At 62.7% G+C, this 25641-nt stretch carries 24 protein-coding genes; 15 read left to right on the top strand and 9 right to left on the bottom strand.

The window, feature by feature from the left end; genetic code table 11:
* Positions 1–142 precede the first annotated feature (142 nt).
* Entirely contained in the window at positions 143–1570 is a 1428-nt protein-coding gene (locus tag ACZ46S_RS13220) for a short-chain fatty acid transporter (RefSeq protein ID WP_464062084.1), read from the top strand.
* Positions 1571–1728: 158 nt separating this feature from the next.
* On the opposite strand, the gene ACZ46S_RS13225 is transcribed toward ACZ46S_RS13220, so the two are convergent.
* On the bottom strand, positions 1729–3303 hold the full coding sequence (locus ACZ46S_RS13225; RefSeq protein WP_464062085.1) for an aldehyde dehydrogenase (NADP(+)): 1575 nt from the start codon (positions 3301–3303) through the stop codon (positions 1729–1731).
* Between the two features lie 240 nt (positions 3304–3543).
* On the opposite strand from ACZ46S_RS13225, the gene ACZ46S_RS13230 reads away from it, so the two are divergent.
* The 3 genes from ACZ46S_RS13230 (at position 3544) to ACZ46S_RS13240 (ending at position 7042) form a co-directional block, all read left to right on the top strand.
* Positions 3544–5217 (top strand): thiamine pyrophosphate-binding protein, encoded by a 1674-nt coding sequence (locus ACZ46S_RS13230; RefSeq protein WP_464062086.1) that lies wholly within the window; start codon positions 3544–3546, stop codon positions 5215–5217.
* A gap of 128 nt (positions 5218–5345) precedes the next feature.
* On the top strand, positions 5346–6272 hold the full coding sequence (locus ACZ46S_RS13235) for an ABC transporter ATP-binding protein (protein WP_295740103.1): 927 nt from the start codon (positions 5346–5348) through the stop codon (positions 6270–6272).
* Positions 6269–7042, top strand: coding sequence for an ABC transporter permease (locus ACZ46S_RS13240; protein ID WP_464062087.1), 774 nt, complete (start codon positions 6269–6271; stop codon positions 7040–7042). Before ACZ46S_RS13235 ends, ACZ46S_RS13240 begins: the two co-directional genes overlap by 4 nt.
* 36 nt (positions 7043–7078) lie before the next feature.
* On the opposite strand, the gene ACZ46S_RS13245 is transcribed toward ACZ46S_RS13240, so the two are convergent.
* Positions 7079–7660, bottom strand: coding sequence for a hypothetical protein (locus tag ACZ46S_RS13245; RefSeq protein ID WP_464062088.1), 582 nt, complete (start codon positions 7658–7660; stop codon positions 7079–7081).
* Positions 7657–8322, bottom strand: a complete 666-nt coding sequence (gene aat / locus ACZ46S_RS13250) for a leucyl/phenylalanyl-tRNA--protein transferase (protein ID WP_464062089.1) — start codon at positions 8320–8322, stop codon at positions 7657–7659. Before aat ends, ACZ46S_RS13245 begins: the two co-directional genes overlap by 4 nt.
* Before the next feature lie 62 nt (positions 8323–8384).
* Between aat and ACZ46S_RS13255 the strand changes: the two genes are divergently transcribed.
* Positions 8385–9425: an acyltransferase family protein gene (locus ACZ46S_RS13255; RefSeq protein WP_464062090.1), complete on the top strand. Its 1041-nt coding sequence runs from the start codon at positions 8385–8387 to the stop codon at positions 9423–9425.
* 148 nt (positions 9426–9573) lie between these two features.
* On the opposite strand, the gene ACZ46S_RS13260 is transcribed toward ACZ46S_RS13255, so the two are convergent.
* Positions 9574–9789, bottom strand: a complete 216-nt coding sequence (locus tag ACZ46S_RS13260) for a hypothetical protein (RefSeq protein ID WP_464062091.1) — start codon at positions 9787–9789, stop codon at positions 9574–9576.
* Positions 9790–9976: 187 nt separating this feature from the next.
* Between ACZ46S_RS13260 and ACZ46S_RS13265 the strand changes: the two genes are divergently transcribed.
* Complete coding sequence (locus ACZ46S_RS13265; protein WP_464062092.1) at positions 9977–11380, top strand: helix-turn-helix domain-containing protein; 1404 nt, start codon at positions 9977–9979, stop codon at positions 11378–11380.
* Positions 11380–12120, top strand: coding sequence for a TlyA family RNA methyltransferase (locus ACZ46S_RS13270; protein WP_464062093.1), 741 nt, complete (start codon positions 11380–11382; stop codon positions 12118–12120). Before ACZ46S_RS13265 ends, ACZ46S_RS13270 begins: the two co-directional genes overlap by 1 nt.
* Positions 12121–12554: 434 nt before the next feature.
* Here the strand turns inward: ACZ46S_RS13270 and ACZ46S_RS13275 are convergent, their stop codons facing one another.
* From ACZ46S_RS13275 to ACZ46S_RS13285, 3 genes are all read right to left on the bottom strand, one after another.
* Complete coding sequence (locus ACZ46S_RS13275) at positions 12555–14498, bottom strand: NACHT domain-containing protein (protein ID WP_464062094.1); 1944 nt, start codon at positions 14496–14498, stop codon at positions 12555–12557.
* 304 nt (positions 14499–14802) lie between these two features.
* On the bottom strand, positions 14803–16410 hold the full coding sequence (locus ACZ46S_RS13280) for a phosphoenolpyruvate carboxykinase (RefSeq protein ID WP_464062095.1): 1608 nt from the start codon (positions 16408–16410) through the stop codon (positions 14803–14805).
* Positions 16411–16477: 67 nt separating this feature from the next.
* A complete protein-coding gene (locus ACZ46S_RS13285) occupies positions 16478–16960 on the bottom strand; it encodes a pyridoxamine 5'-phosphate oxidase family protein (protein ID WP_464062096.1) in 483 nt (160 codons plus the stop codon).
* A gap of 58 nt (positions 16961–17018) precedes the next feature.
* On the opposite strand from ACZ46S_RS13285, the gene ACZ46S_RS13290 reads away from it, so the two are divergent.
* From ACZ46S_RS13290 to ACZ46S_RS13310, 5 genes are read left to right on the top strand one after another with little or no spacing between them, the layout of a single operon-like run.
* Positions 17019–17720, top strand: coding sequence for a response regulator transcription factor (locus ACZ46S_RS13290; protein WP_008493894.1), 702 nt, complete (start codon positions 17019–17021; stop codon positions 17718–17720).
* Positions 17721–17722: 2 nt separating this feature from the next.
* Positions 17723–19354 carry an ATP-binding protein gene (locus ACZ46S_RS13295; RefSeq protein ID WP_295742390.1) on the top strand — a complete coding sequence of 544 codons (1632 nt, stop codon included), beginning with the start codon at positions 17723–17725 and terminating at the stop codon, positions 19352–19354.
* A 4-nt stretch (positions 19355–19358) separates the two neighbouring features.
* Positions 19359–19982, top strand: a complete 624-nt coding sequence (gene upp / locus ACZ46S_RS13300; protein WP_295742309.1) for a uracil phosphoribosyltransferase — start codon at positions 19359–19361, stop codon at positions 19980–19982.
* A 10-nt stretch (positions 19983–19992) separates the two neighbouring features.
* Complete coding sequence (gene nth / locus ACZ46S_RS13305) at positions 19993–20691, top strand: endonuclease III (protein ID WP_464062097.1); 699 nt, start codon at positions 19993–19995, stop codon at positions 20689–20691.
* Positions 20688–21068 carry a RidA family protein gene (locus tag ACZ46S_RS13310; protein WP_464062098.1) on the top strand — a complete coding sequence of 127 codons (381 nt, stop codon included), beginning with the start codon at positions 20688–20690 and terminating at the stop codon, positions 21066–21068. The genes nth and ACZ46S_RS13310 overlap by 4 nt, the downstream gene beginning before the upstream one ends.
* A gap of 208 nt (positions 21069–21276) precedes the next feature.
* Here ACZ46S_RS13310 and ACZ46S_RS13315 read toward each other — a convergent pair whose 3' ends face one another.
* Positions 21277–22254 (bottom strand): MBL fold metallo-hydrolase, encoded by a 978-nt coding sequence (locus tag ACZ46S_RS13315; RefSeq protein WP_464062099.1) that lies wholly within the window; start codon positions 22252–22254, stop codon positions 21277–21279.
* A 165-nt stretch (positions 22255–22419) separates the two neighbouring features.
* On the opposite strand from ACZ46S_RS13315, the gene trxB reads away from it, so the two are divergent.
* From trxB to ACZ46S_RS13330, 3 genes are all read left to right on the top strand, one after another.
* Positions 22420–23385 carry a thioredoxin-disulfide reductase gene (gene trxB, locus ACZ46S_RS13320; RefSeq protein ID WP_295742323.1) on the top strand — a complete coding sequence of 322 codons (966 nt, stop codon included), beginning with the start codon at positions 22420–22422 and terminating at the stop codon, positions 23383–23385.
* A gap of 16 nt (positions 23386–23401) precedes the next feature.
* Positions 23402–24298 carry a LysR family transcriptional regulator gene (locus tag ACZ46S_RS13325; protein ID WP_464064288.1) on the top strand — a complete coding sequence of 299 codons (897 nt, stop codon included), beginning with the start codon at positions 23402–23404 and terminating at the stop codon, positions 24296–24298.
* A 235-nt stretch (positions 24299–24533) separates the two neighbouring features.
* Positions 24534–24833 carry a DUF167 domain-containing protein gene (locus tag ACZ46S_RS13330; protein ID WP_464062100.1) on the top strand — a complete coding sequence of 100 codons (300 nt, stop codon included), beginning with the start codon at positions 24534–24536 and terminating at the stop codon, positions 24831–24833.
* 13 nt (positions 24834–24846) lie between these two features.
* On the opposite strand, the gene ACZ46S_RS13335 is transcribed toward ACZ46S_RS13330, so the two are convergent.
* Positions 24847–25604 (bottom strand): IS5 family transposase gene (locus tag ACZ46S_RS13335; RefSeq protein WP_464062101.1). Its coding sequence is split into 2 segments (ribosomal slippage): positions 24847–25286 and positions 25286–25604, totalling 759 coding nucleotides; the frame shifts between segments, so codons are not numbered across the junction.
* Between the last annotated feature and the right edge of the window lie 37 nt (positions 25605–25641).

A 25641-nucleotide genomic window follows, 5' to 3' on the forward strand; every position in this document is an offset into this window, starting at 1 on the left:
CCCGGATGTTCATATAATGCGCGGCGCGGCGCGCGGGTCCGGCTGATCCAGCCGCCCCACGCCGCGCGTATGAGATACCGGCCGGTGCCGCATCAAGCGCCTGTCGTCTGGGAACTGAACGATAACAAAGAACGGGATAAAGATGAGCGCGACCAAAGACGAGACACAACGCACAGGGCTGGCCGCCAGCCTCGCCCTGCGTTTCACCAGCTGGGCGGAATACTGGTTTCCGGATGCCTATATCTTCGCCGCGCTGGCGTTGATTCTGGTGGCCGGCGCCGCATTGCTGATCGGCGCCAAGCCGGTGGCGGTGGTGGGGGCCTTTGGCGACGGGTTCTGGAGCTTCATCGTGTTCTCCATGCAGATGGCGTTCATCGTCATCACCGGCTACGTCATCGCCACCTCCGCCCCGGCGGCGCGGCTGATCAACTGGCTGGCCAGCCTGCCGCGCAGCGGGCCGGGGGCGGTGGCCTTCATCGCCTTCATCAGCATGGGCACCTCCTTCCTCAATTGGGGCCTCAGCCTGGTATTCAGCGGGCTGCTGGCGCGGGCGATGGCGGCGCGCGGCGATTTGCGGATGGATTATCGCGCCGCGGGGGCGGCGGGCTATCTCGGGCTGGGCGCCACCTGGGCGCTGGGGCTCACCTCCTCGGCGGCGCAGCTGCAGGCCAACCCGGCCAGCCTGCCGAAGCCGCTGCTGGCGATCACCGGCGTGCTGCCCTTCACCCAGACCATTTTCCTCTGGCAGTCGATGACCATGGCGGTTGTGCTGGTGGTGGTCTCGGTGCTGATCTGCCGTTTCTCCACCCCGGTGGGGGACAAGGCCGTCACCGCCGAGCAGCTGGGCATCGAGCCGGGGCTCGCGGTGCCGGTGCTGCCGCCGCGCACCCGGCCGGGCGAGTGGCTGGAATATTCACCGCTGATCACCATTCTGGTGGTGCTGCTGGCCGCCGGCTGGGGCTGGCAGCAATTCGCCGCCCACGGCGCCAATGCCATCGCCAACCTCAACACCTATAACCTGATCTTCCTGATGGCCGGGCTGCTGCTGCATTGGCGCCCGAAAGCCTTCCTCAACGCGGTGGCGAAGGCGGTGCCGGCGACGACCGGGGTGCTGATCCAGTTCCCACTTTACGGCGCCATCGCCGCGATCATGACCACCGCCAAGGGAGCCGATGGGCATAGCCTGGCCGAGCTGATCGCGTATGGCTTCGTGGCGGCGACGAGCACGAGCTCCTTCCCGGTGGTGATGGGCGCCTACTCCGCCATTCTCGGCTTCTTCGTGCCCTCGGGCGGCGGCAAATGGATCATCGAGGCGCCCTATGTGATGAAGGCGGCGGCGGATCTGAAGGTGCATCTGGGCTGGGCGGTGCAGGTTTACAACGCCGCGGAAGCGCTGCCGAATCTGATCAACCCGTTCTGGATGCTGCCGCTGCTGGGCGTGCTGTCGCTGAAGGCGCGGGATATTGTCGGCTTCACCTTCCTGCAGCTGATCGTGCATGTGCCGCTGGTGCTGTTCATGCTCTGGCTCTTTGCCCAGACGCTGACGTTCGTGCCGCCGATGATGCCGTAAGTTATAAAAGTTTTTGGGGGTATGGGGACTTTTTTCAAAAAGTCCCCATGAAGGTTTGGGGCGTTGGCACGCAGTTGCCACCATCCCAGACCTCTTCGCCGCTTTTTTGAAAAAAAGCGGCACCAAAAAACTTTTATAAATTTTTCAAACTTTGCCTTTTACGCCAGCGTCAGCGTGCCGTCGATCCGCCGCGCGATCCCGTACGGATTCGCATCCCGCACCGCTTCCGGCAGCAGTTTTTCCGCGACATTCTGATAACAGACCGGCCGCAGAAAGCGCCGGATCGCCAGCGTGCCGACGGAGGTGGTGCGCGCGTCCGAGGTGGCGGGGAAGGGGCCGCCATGCACCATCGCATGGCAGACCTCCACCCCGGTCGGCCAGCCATTCACCAGAATCCGCCCGGCCTTTTCCTCCAGCAAGGGCAGCAGCTTGGTGAACAAAGCCTCGTCCGCCGCGGTCATGTGCACGGTGATGGTGAGCTGGCCTTCCAGCCCGCGCAGCAAAGATGCCAGCGCCTCATAATCTTTTCCCTCCACCAGCAAGCCGGCGGCGCCGAAAATCTCGTCCGCGAGGTTGGGGTTGGCGATGAAATTCTCGGCATTGGTGCGGAAGAACACCGGCTGCGCGGCATTGGCGCCGGTCTGCCCGGCGGCGAGCCGCTCCACCCCTTGGGTGGCTTCATGGTGCGCGACGCCTTTTTCATACGCCGCCAGAATGCCCTTATGCAGCATGGTGGCGGCCGCGGCGGCATTGATGGCGGCGCTGGCGGCGGCCACGAAATCCTCCAGCCCGGCGCCGGGAGCGGCCAGCAGCAGGCCGGGATTGGTGCAGAACTGTCCAGCCCCCATGGTCAGCGAGCCGGCGAAGCCAGTGCCCAGCGCCGCGCCATTGGCGGCCAGCGCGCCGGGCAGAAGCAGCACCGGGTTGATGCTGCTCATCTCCGCGTAAACCGGGATCGGCTCCTGGCGTGCCGCCGCCAGCTTGCCCAAAGCCAGCCCGCCGCCGCGCGAGCCGGTGAAGCCCACCGCCTTGATCCGCGCATCGCTCACCAGCGCCTGGCCCAGCGCATCGCCAACGCCAAACAGCAGCGAGAACACGCCCTCATGCAGCCCGGCCTCCCGCACCGCCGCCTGAATGGCGCGGCCGACCAGCTCCGACGTGCCGGGATGCGCCGGATGCGCCTTCACCACCACCGGGCACCCCGCCGCCAGGGCGGAGGCGGTATCCCCACCCGCCACCGAGAAGGCCAGCGGGAAATTGGAGGCGCCGAACACCGCCACCGGGCCGAGCGGGATCATCCGCAGCCGCAGATCCGGCCGGGGCAGCGGTTTGCGCTCCGGCAGCGCCGGGTCGATCCGCACATCCTGCCAGCCGCCCTCCAGCACCTCCTTGGCGAACAGCCGCAGCTGGCCGACGGTGCGGCCGCGCTCCCCCTCGATGCGCGCGCGCGGCAGGCCGGTCTCGGCGCAGGCGCGCTCCGTCAGCGCATCGCCCAGCGCGTCGATCTTCGCCGCCGCCAGCTCCAGGAACGCGGCGCGGGCCCGCGGGCTGGTGGCGCGGTAGGAGGCGAAGGCGGCCTCTGCCAGGGCGCAGGCGCGGGCCACATCCTCGGCCGTGGCCCCGCCATAAGCCGGCGCCAGCACCGCGCCGCTGCTGGCATCCACCCCGGAGAAGCTCTGTGCCGCGCCGCGCGCGGCCGTCGCGCCGATCAGTAAGTCGCCGGTCAGTTCCATGCCATGTTCCTCGATGTTGTCTAAAAATTTGTAATTGATTATAACCAATTTTGATCGGGCGCGCCATGGCGATCCCCCGCAAAAACGCCGCGCGAAAGATTGTTTTCTTGTGGTTGTCATTGTGCTCATGGCGGGTTTGAATGCGCGCCGTTCGCGGCATGCGCCGCCTGTCCGCATCATGTCTTTCCTCGCGGCCCGGCGCGGCGGCCGCGATCTCACCCAGAACCGGAGCGCAGCGCGATGCCTGACACCCTCACCCCCCAGCCCACGCAGGCCCGCAATGGCGGCTTCATCCTGGTCGATGCGCTGCGGTGCAACGGCGTCGATACGGTCTATTGCGTGCCGGGCGAGAGCTATCTGCCGGTGCTGGACGCGCTGCACGACACGCCCTCGATCCGCACCATCGTCACCCGGCATGAAGGCGCGGCCTCCAACATGGCGGACGCCTATGGCAAGCTGACCGGCCGGCCCGGCATCTGCTTCGTCACACGCGGCCCAGGCGCGACCCATGCCGCCAATGGCGTGCATACGGCGCGGCAGGATTCCACCCCGATGATCCTGTTCATCGGCCAGGTGGAGCGCGGCGCGATGGGGCGCGAGGGCTTCCAGGAAATGGATTACCGCCAGATGTTCGGCGGCGAGGCGACGAAATGGGTCACCGAGATCGACGATGCCGCGCGCATTCCCGAAATCGTCTCCCGTGCCTTCGCGGTGGCGATGTCCGGCCGCCCCGGCCCGGTGGTGATCGCCCTGCCGGAGGATGTGATGTTCGCCACTGCCGCCCCGGTCCCCGCGCCTGCCGTGCGCATCGCCCATGCCGCACCGGATGGGGCGGCGATCGCGGAGATCGGCACGCTGCTGGGCCAGGCGAAGCGGCCGCTGGTGATCCTGGGCGGCACCGGCTGGGACGAGGCGGGCAGCAAGGCCTTCGCCCGCTTCGTGGACAGGTTCAACCTGCCGGTCGTCGCTTCCTTCCGCCGCCAGGATCTGTTCGATAATCGCGACCCGCATTATGCCGGCCAGCTCGGCCTGGGCACCGCGCCGGCCCTCACCCGGCGGGTGGAGGAGAGCGACCTGCTGCTGGTCATCGGCTCGCGCCTCTCCGAGACGGTTTCCGCCGGCTACACGCTGATCCAATCGCCTAAGCCGACCCAGAAGATGATCCATATTCATCCGGACCCGCAGGAGCTGGGCCGGGTCTATCAGGCGGATCTGCCGGTGCTGGCCGGGCTGTCCCTGGCGGCGCGGGCGCTGGCGGCGCTGCCCCCGCCATCCAGCATCCCCTGGGCGGACTGGACACAGGCCGCGAACGCGGATTACCGCGCCCACTCCACCCCGCGGCCCAACCCAGAGATCCAGGGCGTGGATCTGGCGCAGGTGATCGGCCATCTCAACCAAACGCTGCCGGAGAACGCCACCATCGCCAACGGGGCGGGGAATTATACGGTCTGGGTGCATCGCTATTACCGCTACCGCCAGCCGCGCACGGAGCTGGCCCCCACCAACGGCGCCATGGGCTATGGCCTCCCCGCCGCGGTGGCGGCGAAGCTGCAGGACAAAGACCGCATCTCCATCTGTGTGGCCGGCGATGGCTGCTTCATGATGTATGCGCAGGAGCTGGCGACGGCGGTGCAGTTCAACGCCCCGTTGATCGTGCTGCTGGTGAACAACAACATGCTGGGCACCATCCGCATGCATCAGGAGCGCGAATATCCGGGCCGCGTCTGCGCGACGGATCTGCGCAACCCGGATTTCGTGGCGCTGGCGAATGCCTATGGCGCGCATGCCGAGCTGGTGGAGACAACCGACGCTTTCCCCGAAGCCTTCGCGCGGGCCCTGGCCGCCGGCAAACCGGCGCTGATCGAGCTGCGTACCGACCCGAGGCAGATCACCCCCACGACGCGCCTGGCTTAAATGATTTTGGCGGCAACTTCCCCCCGTCGCCGAGGCCGGCCTTGCGCGATGCGGGGTGTTTACGCGCGCCGCCACCCTATATAAGCGGCGCCGCGCCACCCATTGGCGTGGCCAGAACGGGGAGCCGCATGTCATCCATCATCACCGTCTCGGGGCTGCGCAAGGCCTACGATACCGGGTTCGTCGCCTTGGACGGGGTCGATCTCGACATCGCCAAGGGCGAGATTTTCGCCCTGCTCGGCCCGAATGGCGCGGGCAAGACGACGCTGATCAGCATCATCTGCGGGCTGGTGCGCGCCAGCGCCGGCGAGGTGCGGATCGACGGGCACGAGATCAACCGCGATTACCGCGCCGCGCGTTCCGCCATCGGGCTGGTGCCGCAGGATATCTCGCTGGAGATTTTCGCCACGGTCTGGGATACGGTGCGCTTCAGCCGCGGCCTGTTCGGGCTGAAGCCGGATAACGGCTTCATCGAGACGCTGCTGCGCGACCTGACGCTGTGGGACAAGCGCCATGCCCGCATTCTGGAGCTCTCCGGCGGCATGAAGCGCCGGGTGATGATCGCCAAGGCGCTGGCGCATGAGCCCAAGCTGCTGTTCCTGGACGAGCCGACGGCGGGGGTGGATGTGAATCTGCGCCGCGATATGTGGGCGCTGGTGCGCAGCCTGCGCCAGCGCGGCGTCACCATCATCCTCACCACCCATTATATTCAGGAAGCCGAGGAGATGGCGGACCGGGTCGGTGTCATCGCCGACGGCAAGCTGCTGCTGGTCGAGGCAACCGCCGCTTTGATGCACCGTTTCGGCAAGCGCCGGCTGAGCCTGGAGCTGGCGCGGCCGCTGGCGCAGATCCCCGCTGCCTTGCGCCGCTGGACCCTGGAGCTGGCGGATGAGGGGCGCCGGCTGATCTATCATTTTGATGCCAACACAACCGAGAATGGCGTGCAGGACCTGCTGCGCGCCTTGGGCGAGCTGGGGGTGGAGTTCACCGATCTGGAAACCGGCCGCAGCTCGCTTGAAGAGATTTTCCTGAATTTGGTGGAGCAGAAAGCATGAGTGCCCGCTTCAACCCGCGCGGCGTCTGGACAGTGTATCGCGCCGAGATGGCGCGCATGCGCCGCACCTTCTGGCAGAGCATCGCCACCCCGGTGATCACCACCATCCTGTATTTCGTCGTCTTCGGCGGGGCGGTGGGGTCGCATATGCACAGCGTGCAGGGTGTCGGCTATGGCGCCTTCATCGTCCCCGGCCTGATCATGCTCACGCTGCTGACGCAAAGCATCTCCAACGCCTCGGTCGGGTTCTATTTCCCGATCTTCACCAAGGCGATTTTCGAAATCCTCTCGGCCCCGCTTTCGGCCTTCGAGACGGTGATGGCCTATGTCGGCGCCGCGGCGACGAAATCCGTGCTGCTCGGGCTGATTATCCTGATCACCGCGAGCTTCTTCATCAAGCTGCAAATCCTGCATCCTGTCTGGATGGTGGCGTTCATGCTGCTCACCTCCATCACCTTCAGCCTGTTCGGCTTCATCATCGGCATCTGGGCGCGCAATTTCGAGCAGCTCTCGATCATCCCCGCCATCATCGTCACCCCGCTCACCTTCCTGGGCGGGGCGTTCTATTCCATCGACATGCTGCCCGAACCCTGGCGCACGCTCAATCTGTTCAATCCGGTGGTGTATCTGATCAGCGGTTTCCGCTGGAGTTTCTATGGCGCGGCGGATGTAAGAGTGATGACCAGCCTGCTCTGCACGCTGGGCTTCATGCTGGCGTGTCTGACGGCGATCTGGTGGATTTTCCGCACCGGCTACCGGCTGAAGCCGTAAGGCCCCGAACCGGCTTCAGCCCAAAAACTTTTGCAATTAATGCTGTTGCAGCAGCGCCGCCACCGCCCCTGGCGGCAAATTCAGCGGTGCGAAGCCTGGCGGCGGCACGAATCTGTCCGGCGGTTGCGGGCCGAAACTCACGGCGGTGGCGGTCACATCCGCGCCGCCATGCGAATCATGCCCGACAAAATGCAAAATCACCCCATCGCGGGTCAGGCAGGCGGTGGCCGCGCCGTGCTGGTCCGTCACCAGATAATTCCGGCAGTCCAGCCCGGCATAATGCCCTCTCCCCAGCGGGCTGAAATTCGCCCCGTCCGCCTGGCTGATCTCCGCCGTCAGCGCCGAGACATCCGGCGCGCTGACAATGGCATGCAAGGCCGGCACCACCAGCTTCGCCTCGCCGCGCGGCAGATCCGCCAGCACGAAAAACCCGTTCGGGCTGTCCACCCGCGCCAGCTGGTAGCGGGCATTATAGCTGAGCTGATAATTTTGCGGCGCCTGGCCGGTGCCCGAGAGCGTGTAATCCACCTGCACATCGCGCGTCGGCAGAAAGGCGGGGGCGGCGGCGGCCAGGCCCGGGATCAGGGCCGCGCAGGCGGCGAGAAGCAGATATTTCATGGAACCTCTTTTCGGATGGCCTCAAACTCGCGCAGCAATGCGGCGGGATCGGGGCGGGCTGGAAACCGGGCGGGCTGCTCCAGCGCCTCCGCCAGCAACGCGTGATAGCGCGCCCTTGGCACCTCATGCGCGCCGAAGCGGGCGAGATGGCTGGTGATGAATTGCGTATCCAGCAGCACATAGCCGCCCAGCCGCAGCCGCGCCACCAGATGCGCCAGCGCCACCTTCGAGGCATCGGTGGCGATGGAGAACATGCTCTCGCCGAAAAATGCCCCGCCCAGTGCGGCGCCATACAGCCCGCCGACCAGCCTTCCATCCTCCCAGGTCTCGACACTATGCGCGAAGCCCAGCCGGAACAGCTCGGTGAACAGGGTCTCGATCTCGTGATTGATCCAGGTTTCCGGCCGGTTTTCGCGCGCCGCCGCGCAGGCGGCGATGGTGCCGGCGAAATCCGCATCGGCGGTGACGGTGAAGCGCGACCCGCGCAGCGTTTTCATCAGGCTGTGGGAGATGTGAAACCCATGCAGCGGCAACACCCCGCGCGCATCCGGGTCCAGCCAATGCAAAGTGCGACTCTCCCGCGATTCCGCCATCGGGAACAGCCCGAGCCGGTAGGCGCGGAGCAGCAGATCCGGTGTGAGCAGAAAGGGCCGGGCGGACATGCCGGGATTTCACACCCAAGCGGATGGTTTGCCAAGCGGGCAAATGCTGTGTAGCCAAAGGCGTGCCGCAACAAGCTCGCGCCAAACTGGGAACATTGGAGCTGGGGCGCTTCATCGCCGCATCCTTGGTCGCCTTGTTCCATGCCAGCTGGGCGGTCGGCCAGCTCGGCGCGCATCCGCGCCCGGCGCCGGGCGGCCTGCTGGCGCTGCTGCCGCTGCCGGCCATCCAGTATTTTTTCGTGCTCAGCGGCTTCGTCATGCTGCACGCGCATCGCGACGATATCGGCCGTCCTTATGCCACGCTGCGCTTCTGGTGGCGCCGGGCCTGCCGCATCTATCCCGCCTACTGGCTGGCGCTGGCGGGGGCGATGCTGCTCTGGCACGCCGCCCTGCGCCCGGCCTTGCTGGCGCCGCTGATCACGCTCTGGCCCGGCGCGCATGATGAATGGGTCGCTCCGGCCTGGACGCTGCGTTACGAAATCGGCTTCTATTTGCTGTTCGGGCTCTGCCTGCTGCCGGGGTTGGCGCGCTGGGTGCTGGGGCTGTGGGCGCTGGCGATCCTGGCCCGGCTGGCCTGGCCCGCGGGGCTTGGGCCTCAGGCGGCGGGCGGGCTGTTCACCAGTACGGATCTGCTGTTTTTCGGCGGGCTGCTGGCGGCGTGGCTCTATCATCGGCACAATCTGAGGCCGCCGGCCTGCCTGGCGCTGCTGGGGCTCGGTATTGCCTTCGCGCTGCCGGGGGCGCTGGCCTCATTCGGAAACGCGCCGCTGGACAAGGCGCTGAAGGCGGGCTGTGCGGCGATCGGCTTTGGCGGGGTGATCCTCGGCCTGGCCGGGCTGGAGCGCTGCGGCGCGTTGCGCACCGGCCAGCTGGCGCTCTGGCTGGGGCAGCTTTCCTACCCGCTCTACATCCTGCACATGGTCATCCTGGCGCTGCTTCTGGCCTGGGGCAAAGGCCGGCTGCGGCTGGGCGCCGCAGCCCAGCCCTGGGCGCTGACGGCGGTGATCCTGCTGCTCTACGCGCTCTGCGCCGCGGCCACGTTCTGGGTCGACCAGCCGGTGCAACGCTGGCTGCGCGGGCGCAAAAACGGCCCCCGGCGGTGAGCCGGAGGCCGTTTTGCCATGCCTAGAGCATCAAGCTTTTAGCTTGATGCTCTAGTTTTTTTAGCGAGCAATTTCATGTGTTTATTTTGACGCTGGCGCGTCAACCTAAACACATATTGCTCTAAACCTGGCGTTTTCTTATGGGTTTTTAGCGGACGGTCGAGGACATGGCCCAGAAATGGCCATGGACCAGGCCGTCATCGTAATTGTCAAAATCAGCATGGCGCTCATGGTTGGTTTCCGCGCGGCGGTGGGTCGGGGTGGGCTGGGGCGAGCGGCCGCTGGCGCGGGCGTCACGCGCCACCACCACACCGTTCCCGCCGAGACCGTCGGGAGAGAAGCAGGGGGTCGTTTGGTTACGCATAGTGACACTCCATGGTTGAGAGCAGAGCCTTCACCAATCCGGCGTTGGAAGGTGCATGGAGAGGTCGCCGGACCAGTGAAGGTAAGAGTGAATTTATTTACACCATGGCGATTGCGCGAGCGGTTTTTCCTGCGATCCTGCGAAATCTGTGCGTGACTTTACTGTAAATTTTTGCGAAATGTAAAACATGTCAAAAGTGATGATCGGCAAGACCATCCGGCGACTGCGGATGGAGCAAGGCTTCACCCAGCAGGGCCTTGCACAGAAGCTGGGAATTTCAACGTCCTATCTGAACCTGGTCGAGCATGACCAGCGTAACGTCACCGCCTCGCTGCTGTTCAAGCTGACGGAAACGCTGAAAGTGGATCTGGCCGCCCTCTCCGGCACCCAGGAGCGGGAATTCGAGGTGGCGCTGCGCGAAGTCTTCACCGACCCGCAATTGGGCGCGGAAACCGTGCCGGAGAGCGAGCTCCAGGCCCTCGCCGCCGCCCCCAACGCGGCGCGCGCCGTGCTGGCGCTGCACCGGGCTCTGGCCGGGGCGCGGGAGGAGGGGACGGGCATCACCCTGCCCTCGGGCCGCAAGATTTTGCTGCCCAACGAGGAGGTGCGGGATTTCTTCCACGCCCATGAAAACCATTTCCCGGGGCTGGAGGATGCGGCCGAGGCGATCGGCAAGACGCTGGATGTCGCCTCCGTCGGCTCCTCGCACGCGCTGGCGGAGCGGCTGCGGCGCCAGCACGGGCTGGTGGTGCAGGTGCGCCCGCTGCCCGGCAGCTTGCGGGTGTTCGACGCCGCCAACCGCATGCTCACCCTCTCGGAAGATCTGCCGCGCGAGAGCCGGGGCTTCCAGATGGCGTTTCAGCTGGCCCTGCTGGAAGCCCGCGCCCCGGTGGAGGCGATTGTGAAACGCGCCGAGCCGACCACGCGCGATGCCGCCGAGTTACTGCGCATCGGGCTGCTGAACTATATCGCCGCCGCCTTGATGATGCCCTACACGCCGTTCCTCGAAGCCGCGCAATCCTTGCGCTACGATGTCGATGGTCTGGCCGCGCGGTTTGGGGTTTCCTATGAGCAGGCCTGCCAGAGATTATCCTCCATGCAGCGGGCCGGGCAGCGCGGTGTGCCGTTTTTCTTTCTGCGGGTGGATGCGGCGGGGAATGTCAGCAAGCGGTTTTCCGCCGCCGGCTTTCCCTTCATGCGCTATGGCGGCACCTGCCCGCGCTGGGTGGCGCATTCGGCCTTTGCCACACCCGGCGCCATCCGCGTGCAGGTGGCGCAGCTTTCCGCGACCGAGACCTTTCTCTGCTTCGCCCGCGCCATCACCGGCCGGCCGGCGCGCTGGGGGGAGCCGGCGCCGGTGCGGGTGGTCGCCATGGGGTGCGATGTTTCGCATGCGCGCAGCATCGTCTATGGGGACGGGCTGGACCTGGCCGGGGCGGCGGTGGGGATTGGGCTTTCCTGCCGGCTGTGCGAGCGCCAGGATTGCCGCTCCCGCGCCTTCCCGCCGATCGCCCACCGGCTGGCGCTGAGCCCGGATACCACCAGCGCCAGCCCGTATCGTTTCAAATCCATGCCCGGAGACAGCAGATAATGGCCAAGCAGCGAGCGGATGTGATGCTGGTGGCGCGCGGGCTGGTGGAGAGCCGGGCGAAGGCGCAGGCGCTGATCATGGCCGGGCTGGTTTATGCCGGCACCGCGCGGGTGGCCAAGGCCGGGGATTTGCTGCCGGAGGATGCGCAGCTTTCGCTGAAAGGCCAGGAGCATCCTTGGGTTTCGCGCGGGGGGATGAAGCTGGCGCATGGGCTGGCGCATTTCGGGTTCGACCCGGCGGGGCGGATCGGGCTGGATGTCGGCGCCTCCACCGGCGGGTTTACCGATGTGCTGCTCACCCACGGGGCGGAAAAAGTTTACGCGGTGGATGTGGGGCACGGGCAGCTGGCCTGGAAGCTGCGCGCCGATGAGCGGGTGGTGGTGATGGAGAAAACCAATGCCAGGCATCTGAGCGCGGCGATGATCCCGGAGCCGATCGGCGCGCTGGTGTGCGATGCCAGCTTTATCGGGCTGCGGACGGTGCTGCCGGCGGGGCTGGGCCTATGCGCGCCCGGCGCCTTCGCGGTGGCGCTGATCAAGCCGCAATTCGAGGCCGGCCCGGAGCAGGTGGGCAAAGGCGGGGTGGTGCGCGATGAGGCGGTGCATCGGCAGGTTTGCGAGACGATCGAGGCCTGGTTCGCCGCCTTGCCGGGCTGGGAGGTGCTGGGGATCACCCCCAGCCCGATCAAAGGGCCGGAGGGGAATGTGGAATTTCTGATCGGGGCCAGGCGGGTGGGGTGAGGGATGCTGAAACTCTCTTGTTTAGGCGGGCGGGTGCGCCGGCGGATGAGGCGGATTTGCACGGGGTAGAACGGCGCTTCCCGGACGGGCGGGCTTGGACTGGTGGAGCAGAATTTGGGTATGTGCGGGCGGCGGAGGTGATTGGGGGGTAGGTGTTTTGTTCACGGAATGTTCCACGTGGAACATGAATTGGGTGGTAAAATTCGAAGGCTAATGGCAGAGTTGGTGCGTGAGTTGTTGATTATGCGAATTAAAAACTAAAATAAATCGATTATCCATGACTGTTACCCAAAGCTACACTTTCGATCGTGTGTGGTGCGCAGGGATCAGAGATTACCTGCGCCCACATTCCTGTTATTTTCGACCTTATTAGGACGGTTTATAACGAGCGTTGTTCGCCTCTCTCTGTTTTTGCCATAAATGTTTTTCGCACCTCAATCACCAAACAATTCGTCCATCACACCGGAAGATTGTTCCTGAATTGATTGTTGGGCGTGAATATAGGTGACTGTGTTGGTCATTTTCGATAACATATACTCGTACATATGACTTTCTACGAATATCGTACGAACCAATTGAAACAGTGGCAAATTAGACGCAGAGGTTATTTGACTCACTGTTGAGGGACTGCGGATAGTTTTCGTTTCGCTTCTTTTTCTGAGTGGATTCCTCTCGATCACGACCTCAAAAACAAATTCAGAGTTATTCGATTTTATTTTTACGGTTTTTTCGTCGTCAATTTTCAGTAGTTTGAAAATTTCAAGTGCTGCTACTTGATCGGATTTTAACGCTCTATTTGGAATCGGCAGTTTTGACACTCGGGAAAAAACTTCAATGCAATTAAATACCTCGTTCTCGGCAAAGAGGGTTATGATATAATCTCTTTTCTCGAGGGGACGAGGTGAACTGGTCACTCTATTAATAGAAAATTCCATTTCAGTGTATTCCATAAAGAGCTCAACCGACCTTGTGGCGCAGTTGATTTGCATTTCTTTTGCGAATTTATTTGAAACCGGAATTACAAAATTGTTCCTGAAATTTTCGGGACTCAAATCCGAAAGCAGTGTTATCACTTGATCGTTTCGGCGCTTAGAGAGCTTTGGAAGTAGCTTTTCGATTCGTTCCGGAACAACGAAAGCTAAGCAATATGCGGTAAAATATTCTTGGAAGCTCCGGTGTGAAAATATATAAGTCAAACCGTCGAGTACTAGAAAGCAAACGCATTGATTTAAATCATCTAAAAAATCTGAAGCAATGGTCTTTTCGTTAGCCAAACCGAGCGCCTTTTCTAATTTGGAAAGAGCATGGTCTCGGGAAAATGAAAACTCTTCTTCGTAATATGTAATCAAACAAAAGTAAGATAGCACTCGCTTGAAGGCGTCTTCAGATAACGCAGTTTTAAACTGTCGTTTGAATCCCCCAGGTTTGTGGCGATCGTGCCGTAAGTATAACGCGTCGAACGCCTGCTGGTAGAATAAGTGCATTCGATCTGAAATATCAAAATTATGACTGAAAGTTAAAAGCATCATTGAAGCAAGAAGAGGATTTTCTAAGAAGCTCCGATGTTTTTCAAATAAGTTCGTATCGATCAAGCGTTTTAGAAAAAGTTTCTTTGATTCTTCTGAAAATTCAGACTTTGAAATCAATTCAATAACATCGTCTTTTTTTAAGGGCGCTATCTGAGAAACTTCAAAAGAAGGCCAAGAACTAAAGCGTCCTTCGTCTGGCCTGCTTGTAACGATAATCTTTGTTTCTTTGAAGTTTTCAGAAAAACTAATTATTTGCTTTTGTATGGCTTCTTGTTTTTCTTTAACGACCTCATCGAAGCCATCGAGTAAAATAATGAAATCTCCATTGATTAGGTGCTGCTTATAATCTCTTTCGGTTAATAATCCTTGCCCAATCGATATGGTTTGTTGGATGTAAGTGGAAAGACTGTCGGCTGTAATGGCATTTACATTTCTTAATTCAATAAATAACGGGATCCGTCCGTCACTATCCACGAACATTGATAGCCAAAGATATCTGGTGAACATGCTCTTCCCTGATCCGCCTGTTCCGGTCAGGATTAGATGATTGATCTTGTGCTTTAATTCGTCGACCATTTCGTACTGATCAATGACGCGTCGCTCTAGGCTAAAGCGTTGTGTAGCATAAATAGAAAGAAAGTTCGCAGGTGAATGAGGATTCAGTAACGTTTTAATCACACTACATTTTGCAAAAGTCGCTTCGATATGAGGCGTGATGTTTGATTTGAGTTCTTTGACTTTATCACCATCGCTTATTGATTTTCGCTTCATATAAGAGACAAAAAGGTTTGTTATTAATTCAGAACATCCCTTTAAGACGGCTGGCACAAGTGCCTCAGATCCTGTCATATTCAAACCCATCCAAGTGAAATTATTGTAATCCTAAAATTTTAATCGATTTTAGGCAAGTTTTCTTGTCCAAAATGTATTGGTTTAACGATTACGAAGTTTCTAATTTATGAGATTGGGCTTTCGTGATGCCTGTAGGAAATGATGACATTTCTTGTTGCCACGTTAGTCGTTTCTCGCACGCTACTCTGCTCGATAACGTTCATAGGTAGAAGATTTGTTTTGCCGGAAATTATGTTTCCCAAACAAAAACAGGCCGGACCAAAGGTCCGGCCTGCGCCATTTTTAGGGGGCGGAGCAGAAATCAGGCGGCGCTTTTGATGGCGGCGGCTTTGACGTCCTCGTCCACATGCTCGGCAAAGCTCTCGAAATTATCGATGAAGCGTTGCACCAGATCCTTCGCGGCGGCGTCGTAGGCGGCCTTGTCGGACCAGGCCTGGCGCGGGTCCAGCACCTCGTCCGGCACGCCGTTCACATGCACGGGGATGGCCAGGCCAAAGAACGGGTCGGTGCGGTATTCGCTGTCGTCCAGCTCGCCGTTCAGGGCGGCGTTCAGCAAAGCGCGGGTGTGCTTGATGGACATGCGCTTGCCCACCCCGTAGGCGCCGCCGGTCCAGCCGGTATTGACCAGCCAGCAATGCGCACCGTGCTCCTTGATCAGCTCCTGCAGCAGCTTGCCGTAGACCTGCGGGTGGCGGGGCAGGAAGGGGGCGCCGAAGCAGGTGGAGAAGGTGGCTTGCGCGCCCTTGCCCATGCCCTTTTCCGTGCCGGCGACGCGCGCGGTGTAGCCGGAGAGGAAGTGATACATCGCCTGTGCGGGGGTGAGGCGCGAGATCGGCGGCAGCACGCCGAAGGCATCGGCGGTGAGCATGATCACGTTCTTCGGAATGCCGCCCTGGCCGGAGAGTTCGACATTGGGGATGAACTCGACCGGATAGCAGGCGCGGGTGTTTTCGGTCAGGGTGCGGTCGGTCAGGTCCAGCCGGCCGCGCGGGTCCGCCACCACATTTTCCAGCACGGTGCCGAAGCGGTGCGAGGCGGCCCAGATTTCCGGCTCGTTCTCTTCCGAGAGGTCGATCACCTTGGCGTAGCAGCCGCCCTCGAAATTGAACACGCCCTCCGGGCCCCAGCCATGCTCGTCATCGCCGATGAGCCGGCGGGTGGGGTCCGAGGAGAGGGTGGTCTTGCCGGTGCCGGAGAGGCCGAAGAACAAGGCCGCATCCTCGTTCGGGCCGATATTGGCGGAGCAATGCATCGGCAGCATGCCCTTGGCCGGCAGCAGCCAGTTCATCACGGTGAAGATGGATTTCTTGATCTCGCCCGCATATTCGGTGCCGGCGATGACGATGAGCTTTTCCGCGAAGGAAAGGGCGATGGCGGTGGAGGATTTCACCCCGTCCAGCGCCGGGTCGGCCTCGAAATCCGGGGCGTGCAGGATGACGTAATCCGGCTCGAAGCCGGGCAGCTCGCCCTCGGCCGGGCGGATGAACATGTTGCGGGCGAACAAGGCGTGCCAGGCGCCGGTGGTGACGAGGCGCACCCGGATGCGGTGCGCCGGGTCCGCGCCGGCATAGAGGTCCTGGGTGAACAGCTCACGGCCCTGCAGATAGGCCTGCACGCGGCCCTTCAGTACCGCGAATTTGTCCCGCGGCAGGCGCTGGTTGATCTTGCCCCACCAGATTTCGTTGGTGGTCTCCGGCTCGTCGACGACGAATTTATCGGCCACCGAGCGGCCGGTATGGATGCCGGTTTTGACGATCAGCGCGCCCTCGGCGGAGAGGCGGCCTTCGCCCTTGCGCAGCGCGTGGGCGGTGAGGCCCGGCGCGGTGAGGTTGGCGTGCAGGGCGGCGGCGAGGCGCACGCCGGTGCCCTTGAGCGGGGCGGCATCGCGGAGCGCGGATTTATCGGTCATCGGCTGGGCTATTCCTTCTGGAAACGCGGATATGCACGATGGTTCATATGCGCGTCACGCCGGAGATTCAACCGGGCGGAGGCATGGCGGATTTGAAAATCTGATTTTGCAACGCGGCGAATTGGAAAGATGACGCATTCGCAAAGCCGCCGACATAATTTGAGCCTAAAATAAATAGCTTCCAGAAGGTGAAGTCTGCGAAGTCTATATACTGAGTGGCGTAAGGATGGGTTTTCAGAAAAATATCGCGCTTGGATTTGTCCGGCAGCTCCCTGGCCTCGCCGGTGAGGCAAAGGCGCGGGGTGGTTTGCGGGTTGTCGCTGGCGGGGGGGCCGGTGAGGAGCAAAGCGCAGGCCGGGTGGGCGCGCAGATGGCGCGTATGCACGGCCAGGTTGGAGAGGAGCAGGAGGGGCTGGGCGTCCTCATCCAGCGCCGGGGTGACCAAAGCCGCGTGGGGCATGCCCTCATGCACCGTCGCCAAGGTGGCGCTGCGGGCGGTTTGCAGCAGATGCGCCGCGTCGATCAGTCTTTGCTCTTGATTTACTGCCATAATCCGGTCACTCCCTGGCGTCAGAAAGGCCATAACCGCCACTGATGGGGTCTGCACGATGAAACAAACCATTGCCCTGGTCGATGACGACCGCAATATCCTCACCTCGGTGCAGATGACGCTGGAGGCCGAGGGCTTCGTGGTGCGCACCTATACGGATGGCGAAAGCGCGCTGCAGGCGCTGCTGGCCAAGCCGGTGGATCTGGCGGTGCTGGACATCAAGATGCCGCGTATGGACGGGATGGAGCTGCTGCAGAAGCTGCGGGCGCGCTCGGCTTTGCCGGTGATCTTCCTGACCTCCAAGGATGACGAGCTGGACGAGCTGATGGGGCTGCGGCTGGGGGCGGATGATTACATCACCAAGCCGTTCTCGCAGCGTCTGCTGCTGGAGCGCATCCGGGCCTTGCTGCGCCGGCACGAATCGACCCGGGCGGAGGCGACCGGCGCCACCCCGGCGAGCATTCTCACCCGGGGCGATCTCAGCCTGGACGAGACCAAGCATCAATGCCTGTGGAAGGGCAAGGATATCCAGCTGACGGTGACGGAGTTCCTGCTGGTGAAGGCGCTGGCGCAGCGCCCGGGCATGGTGAAGAGCCGCGACCAGCTGATCGACGCCGCCTATGGCGAGAATGTGTATGTGGATGACCGCACCATCGACAGCCATGTGAAGCGGCTGCGCAAGAAATTCCGCAATGTCGATGGCGAGTTCGACCAGATCGAGACGCTGTATGGCATCGGCTATCGCTATAAGGACGCCTGAAGCTGGCCCGTAAAACCCGCCTGTCGCGGCTGCTGCGCGACATCCTCCTGGTGAATTTGCTGCCGCTGGTGCTGATCTTCGCGGCGCTGCTGTATCTGGACCAGTATCAGCAAGGGCTGCTCTCCGCCGAGGTGTCGGCGCTGCGCGAACAGGCGCGGATTTATGCCGGGGCGATCGCCGAGACGGCGGTGCAGGAGACCAACAACCAGCCGGCCTTGAACGCCGACCTGGCGCAGCCCCTGCTTTATTCGCTGACCGAGCCGACGCCGAATGCCCAGGCGCTGATCTATGGCGCGGATGGCGAGCTGATCGCCAATTCCAGGGTGCATCCTGGGGCGGGCGGGGCGATTGTGACGGAGCCGCTTTCGGCGCCGCCGCCGCCGGGGCTGTTCTCGCGCATCATCTCCTTCATTTACGACCATCTTTCCGGCTCGGTGACCGGCAACCAGGATGAATCCGGGGTGATCGGCTCCGGCGCCGGGCAGGACCCGAACACGCTGGGCTGGCAGCCGGATGCGCGCACGGTGTTGCAGATGACCAACGCCGCCCAGGGCAAGGAGGCGCCGCCCTTCGTGCGCCGCGATCCGCAGGGGATTTTGCTGGTGACGGTGGCGGAGCCGATCGAGCACGGGCAGCAATCGGTCGGCACGGTGCTGCTCACCCGCGAGGCCTCCGAGGTGGATGCGGCGGTGCTGGCGGTGCGGATTTCCATTCTGCTCCTGTTCGCCCTGGCGCTGGCGCTCACCGTCATCGTCTCGTTCTATCTCTCCCGCACCATCGCCAGCCCGATCTCGCGTCTGGCGGCGGCGGCGCAGCGCATGCGCGAGGGCCGGGCGGGGGCGCAGACGCTGCCCAAGGCGGTGACCGGGCGCAATGACGAGATCGGCACGCTGGCGCGCACGCTGGAGGGCACCTCCCAGGCTTTGTGGTCGCGTATGGATGCGATCGAGAAATTCGCCGCCGATGTGGCGCATGAGATCAAGAACCCGCTCTCCTCGATCCGCTCGGCGGTGGAGACGCTGACCCGGGTGGAGGACCCGGCCCGGGCCTCGCGGCTGCTGGCCATCGTCAACCAGGATGTCTCCCGGCTGGACCGGCTGATCACCGATATTTCCGACAGCTCAAGGCTGGATTCGGAGCTGTCGCGCAGCCGCTATGAGATTGTCGATATGGCGCGGATGCTGGCGACGCTGGCGGAGATCCATGACGCCACCCGCAAGGAGGGCGCGCCCTTCATGGAGGTGGAGGCGCCGGCGGCCGATCTGCTGGTGCGCGGCTCCGAGACCCGGCTGGTGCAGGTGCTGCGCAATCTGATCGGCAATGCGATCTCCTTCAGCCCGGCGGAGGGCAAGATTTATCTGCGGGGGCGGCTGACCGGCGGGCTGGTGGAGCTTTCGGTGGAGGATGAGGGGCCGGGCATTCCCGACGGCAAGCTCGATTCCATCTTCGACCGCTTCTATTCCGAGCGGCCGCAGAATGAGCAGTTCGGCAGCCATTCCGGGCTGGGGCTGTCGATCTCGCGGCAGATCGTGGAGGCGCATCAGGGCCGGATTTCGGCCGAAAACCGCCGGGATGAGGAGGGCCACGTGATCGGGGCGCGCTTCGTCATCCGGCTGCCGAAGGCGGGGGAGTAAAGCCATGTTGACGGTGATCGACCATCCTCTGGTGCAGCATAAGCTCACCTTGCTGCGCAAGACCGAGACCACCACCGGCGGCTTCCGCCGGCTGGCGCGGGAGATTTCGCTGCTGCTGACCTATGAGGTGCTGCGCGATCTGAAGCTGGAGCCGATCACCATCCAGACCCCGATGGAGGAGATGCAGGCGGTGCAGGTGCAGGGCAAGAAGCTCTGCTTCATCTCGATTCTGCGCGCCGGAGCGGGGATTCTGGACGGGATGCTGGATCTGGTGCCGGCGGCGCGTGTTGGCCATGTCGGGCTCTACCGGGACCATGAGACGCATGAGCCGGTGGAATATTACTTCAAGGTGCCCGAGGCGCTGGAGGAGCGGCTCTGCGTGGTGGTGGACCCGATGCTCGCCACCGGCCATTCCGCCGCCGCCGCCGTGCAGAAGCTGAAAGATGCCGGGGCGCTGCAGTTGAAATTCGTCTGCCTGCTGGCCGCGCCGGAAGGTGTGGCGCATTTCGAGGCGGCGCATCCCGATGTGCCGATCTATACCGCCGCGCTGGACCGGCAGCTGGATGAGAACGCCTATATCCTGCCCGGGCTGGGCGATGCCGGGGACAGGCTGTTCGGCACCAAATGACCGCCTCCCGATGACCGCCAAGCCGGGCGAGATCGCGCCCTCCAAGCCGATGAAGAAGGCGGATGTGGCGCCGTTTCTCACCGCCATCGCGGCGGGGAATGACGATCCGCGCACGGAGCTGGCGTATGGCACGCCGTTTCAGCTGCTGATCGCGGTGATGCTCTCGGCACAGACCACCGATATCGCGGTGAACAAGGTGACGCCCGCTTTGTTCGCCGCGGCCCCGGATGCGGCGTCGATGGCGGCGCTGGGGGCGGAGGGGATTGGCCGGCATATCAAATCCATCGGGCTGTGGCAGGCGAAGGCGAAGAATGCCGAGGCGCTTTCCCGGCAATTGCTGGAGCGCCATGGCGGCGAGGTGCCGGGCGAGCGCGAGGCGCTGGAGGCGCTGCCAGGGGTGGGCCGCAAGACCGCGAATGTGGTGCTGAACGAGATTTTCGGCCTGCCGACGATGGCGGTGGACACGCATATTTTCCGCCTGGGCAACCGTACCGGCATCGCCCCCGGCGCCACGCCGCGCGCGGTGGAGGAGGGGTTGCTCAAGCGCATCCCCAAGGAGATGCTGAAACCCGCGCATCTCTGGCTGATCCTGCACGGGCGTTATGTGTGCAAGGCGCGCAAGCCGGAATGCTGGCGCTGCGCCGGCGCGCCCTGGTGCAGCTTCAAACCCAAATCTGTCGCCCCTGCCGGGCTGAAAGTGACGCCATGAGCGAGATCGAACCTTATTTCCTGGAAGATACCGATGAGACGGCGATCTCCTCCGATGTTGCCGGGCTGGGCAATCTGCTGGTGACGACGCAGATCCCGCTGCGTCCGGATGGGGAACTGGAGCTGGGGGATATTACCGCGCAGAGCGAGGCGATTCTGACCTGCCTGAAAACCTCGCTGGAGGCGGCGGGGGGCAGGCTGGCGGATGTGATCCATCTGACGATCTATCTGACCGACATGGCGGACCGCCCGGCTTTCAACGAGGTCTATTGCCGGTATTTCGCCAAGCCTTATCCGGTGCGCTGCGCGGTGGGGGTGAGCGCGCTGATGGATCCGGCGATGAAGGTTGAGGTTACGGCGATGGCGGTGCGGCGATAGGAGCAAAAGTTTTTGGGGGCGTAGGCGGCGAAGGTTCCGCCGCTGCGCAGCAGCGGTGGAAGGCCGCCGGAGGGGTGGGGACTTTTTTCAAAAAGTCCCCACTAACGTTTGGGGTGGTGGCACCGAAGTTGCCACCATCCCGAACCTATGGGGGGAACTTTTTGAAAAAAGTTCCCCCCATGCCCCCCCCTCAAAAACTTTTGCAAATTTAGCCCCAGAGCGGGGCCGTCTGTCCGACATCCAGCGTGAAGAACAGATCCGGTGAAATCCCGGCCTGGGCCAAAGCCAGGGTGAGCTCCTTCTCCGGCGCGTCGATCGGCTCGGCGGTGAGCTGGAAGGTGCCGAAATGCATGCCCACGGCGCGCTTGGCCTGCAGATCGCTGAAAGCCTGCACCGCCTCCTCCGGGTTCATGTGGACGCTCTTCATCATCTCGCGCGGGGCGTAGGCGCCGATGGGCAGCAGCGCCATGTCCGGCGCGCCGAGGCGGCGATGGATCTCGGTGTAGAATTTCGTATAGCCGCTATCCCCGCCGAAATAGAGCTTATGGCCGTGATAATTGACCATGAAGCTGACCCAGAGCGTCTGGTTGCGGTCCCATAGCGTGCGGGCGGCGAAATGCCGGGCCGGGGCGGCGGCGATATGCGCGCCCTGCACGGTGACGCTCTCCCACCAATCCAGCTCGGTGGCGCCGGGGAGCTGGTTGCGCTTGAGGAAGGCCGCGTTGCCCAGGCTGGTGACCAGATGCGTCGCCGGGAAGCGCTTGCGGATCTGGCGCAGCGCGGCGATGTCCATATGGTCGTAATGGTTGTGCGAGAGCAGGATCAGATCGATAGGCGGCAGCTGCTCGATGCGCAGGCCCGGATCGCGCACCCGTTTCGGCCCGGCGAAGCGCACGGGGGAGCAGCGCTCGGAAAATACCGGGTCCGTTAACATTGTTAACCCGCCGAAGCAGACCAGGAAGGAGCTATGGCCGATCCAGGTGATGCTGGGGGTGGCGGGGTCCGGCGCCGGGTAGGGTTTGTTCTCGATGCGCTCCGGCCATTGCGCCCAGAGGGCCGGGTTTCTGGTCATCCGGGCTCTGAGGAGTCGCATCATCCCGCCCCGGCTGCGTTTGCCGGTCTGCGGCGCGGCCTCGGGATTGAAAAAATATGTACCGTTGAAATGATCGGTTTCGGAAGAGCGCATTTGCGTGATATTGGGAAGCGCGCGAACGACTTAAATAGCCGGAAACGTCTTGTTACAGCCAGTTATCGCGGGTTTTGGCGCCGTCCGCCGTGTTAGATACCTTGTATCGGCGCGCAGGCAACGGATATGTAATCCGGGACTTATAAGGATTGTGGATCAGCATCGATGACTGAGGTGAAAAAGACCCGGGTTTTAATCATTGGCGCCGGCCCGGCGGGTTACACGGCGGCGATTTACGCGGCCCGTGCCAATCTGGCCCCGGTGCTGGTGGCCGGGCTGCAGCCCGGCGGGCAGCTCACCATCACCACGGAGGTCGAGAATTATCCCGGCTTCGCCGATCCCATCCAGGGCCCCTGGCTGATGGAGCAGATGGCCAAGCAGGCCGAGCATGTCGGCACCGAGATCATGTATGATCTGATCACCAAGGTGGATTTCTCCAAACGCCCCTTTATCGCCGAGACCGATGGCGGGATTCTCTTTGAGGCGGAGAGCGTGATCATCGCCACCGGGGCGCAGGCGCGCTGGCTGGGGCTGGAGTCGGAGAAGACCTATCAGGGCGGCGGCGTTTCCGCCTGCGCCACCTGCGACGGGTTTTTCTATCGCGGCAAGAAAGTGGCCGTGGTCGGTGGCGGCAATACGGCGGTGGAGGAGGCGCTTTACCTTACCCACCATGCCAGCCATGTCACGCTGATCCATCGCCGGAACAGCTTGCGCGCCGAGCGGATTTTGCAGCAGCGTTTGTTCGAGAATCCGAAAATCTCGATCATCTGGGATCATGTGGTCGAGGAGATCACCGGCACCGCCAGCCCGGCTGTGGTGACGGGGCTCAATCTGAAACATGCGACGACCGGCGAAGCCAGGCGGATCGAGGTGGATGGCGTGTTCATCGCCATCGGCCATTCGCCGACCACGTCTTTGTTCCACGGGCAGGTGCAGCTGGACGAGGAGGGGTATATCATCACCCGTCCCGGCACCACCGAGACCTCCATCCCCGGCGTGTTCGCGGCCGGCGACGTTCAGGACAAGATCTACCGTCAGGCGGTGACGGCGGCCGGCACCGGCTGCATGGCGGCGCTGGAGGTTGAGAAGTTTCTGAGCCATATTCCTCTGCACGTCAGCGAGGCGGCATAAAATGACCGGACAAAAAATGGATTGGGACAAGCTTCGGGTTTTTCACGCTGTCGCCGAGGCGGGCAGCTTCACGCATGCGGGAGACACGCTGAATCTCAGCCAGTCCGCCGTGTCGCGGCAGATTTCGGCGCTGGAGGAGGCGCTGGCGGTGCCGTTGTTTCACCGCCATGCGCGCGGGCTGATCCTGACCGAGCAGGGTGAGGCGCTGAACCGCACCGTGCGCGAGGTATTCGCCAAGCTGGCGATGACCGAGGCGCTGCTGGCCGAGAGCAAGGAAAAGCCCGCCGGGCGGCTGAAAGTGACCACCACCCACAGCTTCGGCGTGACATGGCTGGCGCCAAGGCTGAAAACTTTCCTCGCCGCGCATCCGGATGTCACCGTCTCGCTGCTGCTGGACGATACCGATCTGGATCTGGCGATGCGCGAGGCGGATGTCGCCATCCGCATGCATCCGCCGCGCCAGCCGGACCTGGTGCAGCGCCATCTGGGCGAGATCCGCAGCCAGATCTGGGCCTCGCCGGATTATCTGAAGGCGAATGGCACGCCGGAGAGCGTGGACGATCTCGACAAGCACAAGCTGATCCTGTTCGGCGACCGCAAGCCGCCAGTGCCGGATGTCAACTGGCTGGGCGAGCTGGGCCGCAAGGACGGCACGGCGCGGCGCGGGGTGCTGGAAGTGAACTCGCTGCAGGCGATGCTGGCCTGTATCCGTGCCGGCATCGGCATCGGCGCGGTGCCGGATTATCTGGTGGGCGATTCGTCCGGCCTGGTGCCGCTGCTGGCGGATGTGAAGAAGCCGCCGGTGGATATGTATTTCGTCTATCCGGAAGAGCTGCGCAATTCCAAGCGCGTGGCGGTTTTCCGTGACTTCCTGGTGAATTCTATTGCGGAACGCAACGGCGTGAAGGGCTGAATCCAGGGCTTTCCTTGGATTCGCAAACCGGCTGCTACAGCATGTTACACAAGATCAACAGGGTTACGATTTTCACACTTAAAAAATCTCTGATGTGGCTTATATACAACATATCCAGTCCCGAGAGGGGCTGGAGTGGGACTTCGGTCCCAACGTCTCCCAGACGTGAAGCCTCCCTGTTGACTTGACCCGCTGGCCATTGGCTGGCGGGTTTTTTTTCGTGCCGAAGGATGAGATGCGGTTTTGGGATGAGACGAGCCAGGGGTTGAGCCTGGCGGTGAAAGCGCAGCCGGGGGCGAGGCGGGTGAGTATTGGCCCGGTGGTGGCGGCGGCGGCGGCGCCGGGCTGGCCGGAGGCGCGGCTGAAAGTGGCGGTGAACGCGCCGCCGGAGGATGGCAAGGCGAATGAGGCGATCATCGCGGCGCTGGCAGAATGGCTAGGGGTGAAGCAGAACACGATCAGCCTGACGGCCGGCCAGACGAACCGCGAAAAGAGGTTCCTTGTCTCCCCCGCCGTTCCCGTGCCCAAGCTCTAGGTTCTGTCTGCATTCATCGTAGCCAGATCATGGCGCAAGCGAGATGCACGAACCCCATGAAGGCTTTGATGGTTTTCTCGCATCGGAGTGCGATCCTTCGGAAGCGTTTGAGTTTGTTGAAGAAGCACTCGAGCTGATGGCGTTCCTTGTAGAGCCTCCAATCGATTGGCGGGATGATGGCGCGGCTGGGATTAGGCTTGATCTGGGCGGTTGCGCCGAGATCATTGGCAATGAAGGCGCGTAGCGGGTCGGCGTCGTAAGCGGCATCGGCGATGACGTGGCCGACGCCCTGCAAGCCCTTCAGGAGGGTTTGCGCCTGCGGGCAATCGCCATGATGTCCCGGCGTCGGATGGATGCGCAGCGGCAAGCCGAGCGCGTCGACGGCGGCGTGCAGCTTGGTTGTCAGCCCCCCGCGTGAACGGCCGATAGCGGCAATTTCAGCCCCCCTTTTGCCCCTGCCGCATCGGCATGGACTTTCGAGATGGTGCTATCAATCAGGACGTATTCAAAATCCGGCGTGTCGGCCAGAGCATGGAAAAGCGTCTTCCATACGCCAGCATGAGACCAGCGCCGGAAACGCGCATGCACCGCCGTCCATTTGCCAAATACCTCCGGCAAATCCCGCCACCGCGCCGCATTACCAGCCATCCAAAGGATCGCATCAACAAACAGCCGGTTGTCGACCCCGCTCCGCCCAGGCGTGCCAACACGCCCAGGAAGATGCCCCTCAATCCGGCTCCATTGCTCGTCCGTCAGTGTTCGTCTGCTCAAGGCTCGAATCCTCCTCAAGCCTTGAATCAGAACTCTA

This window comes from Acidocella aluminiidurans (assembly GCF_055383125.1).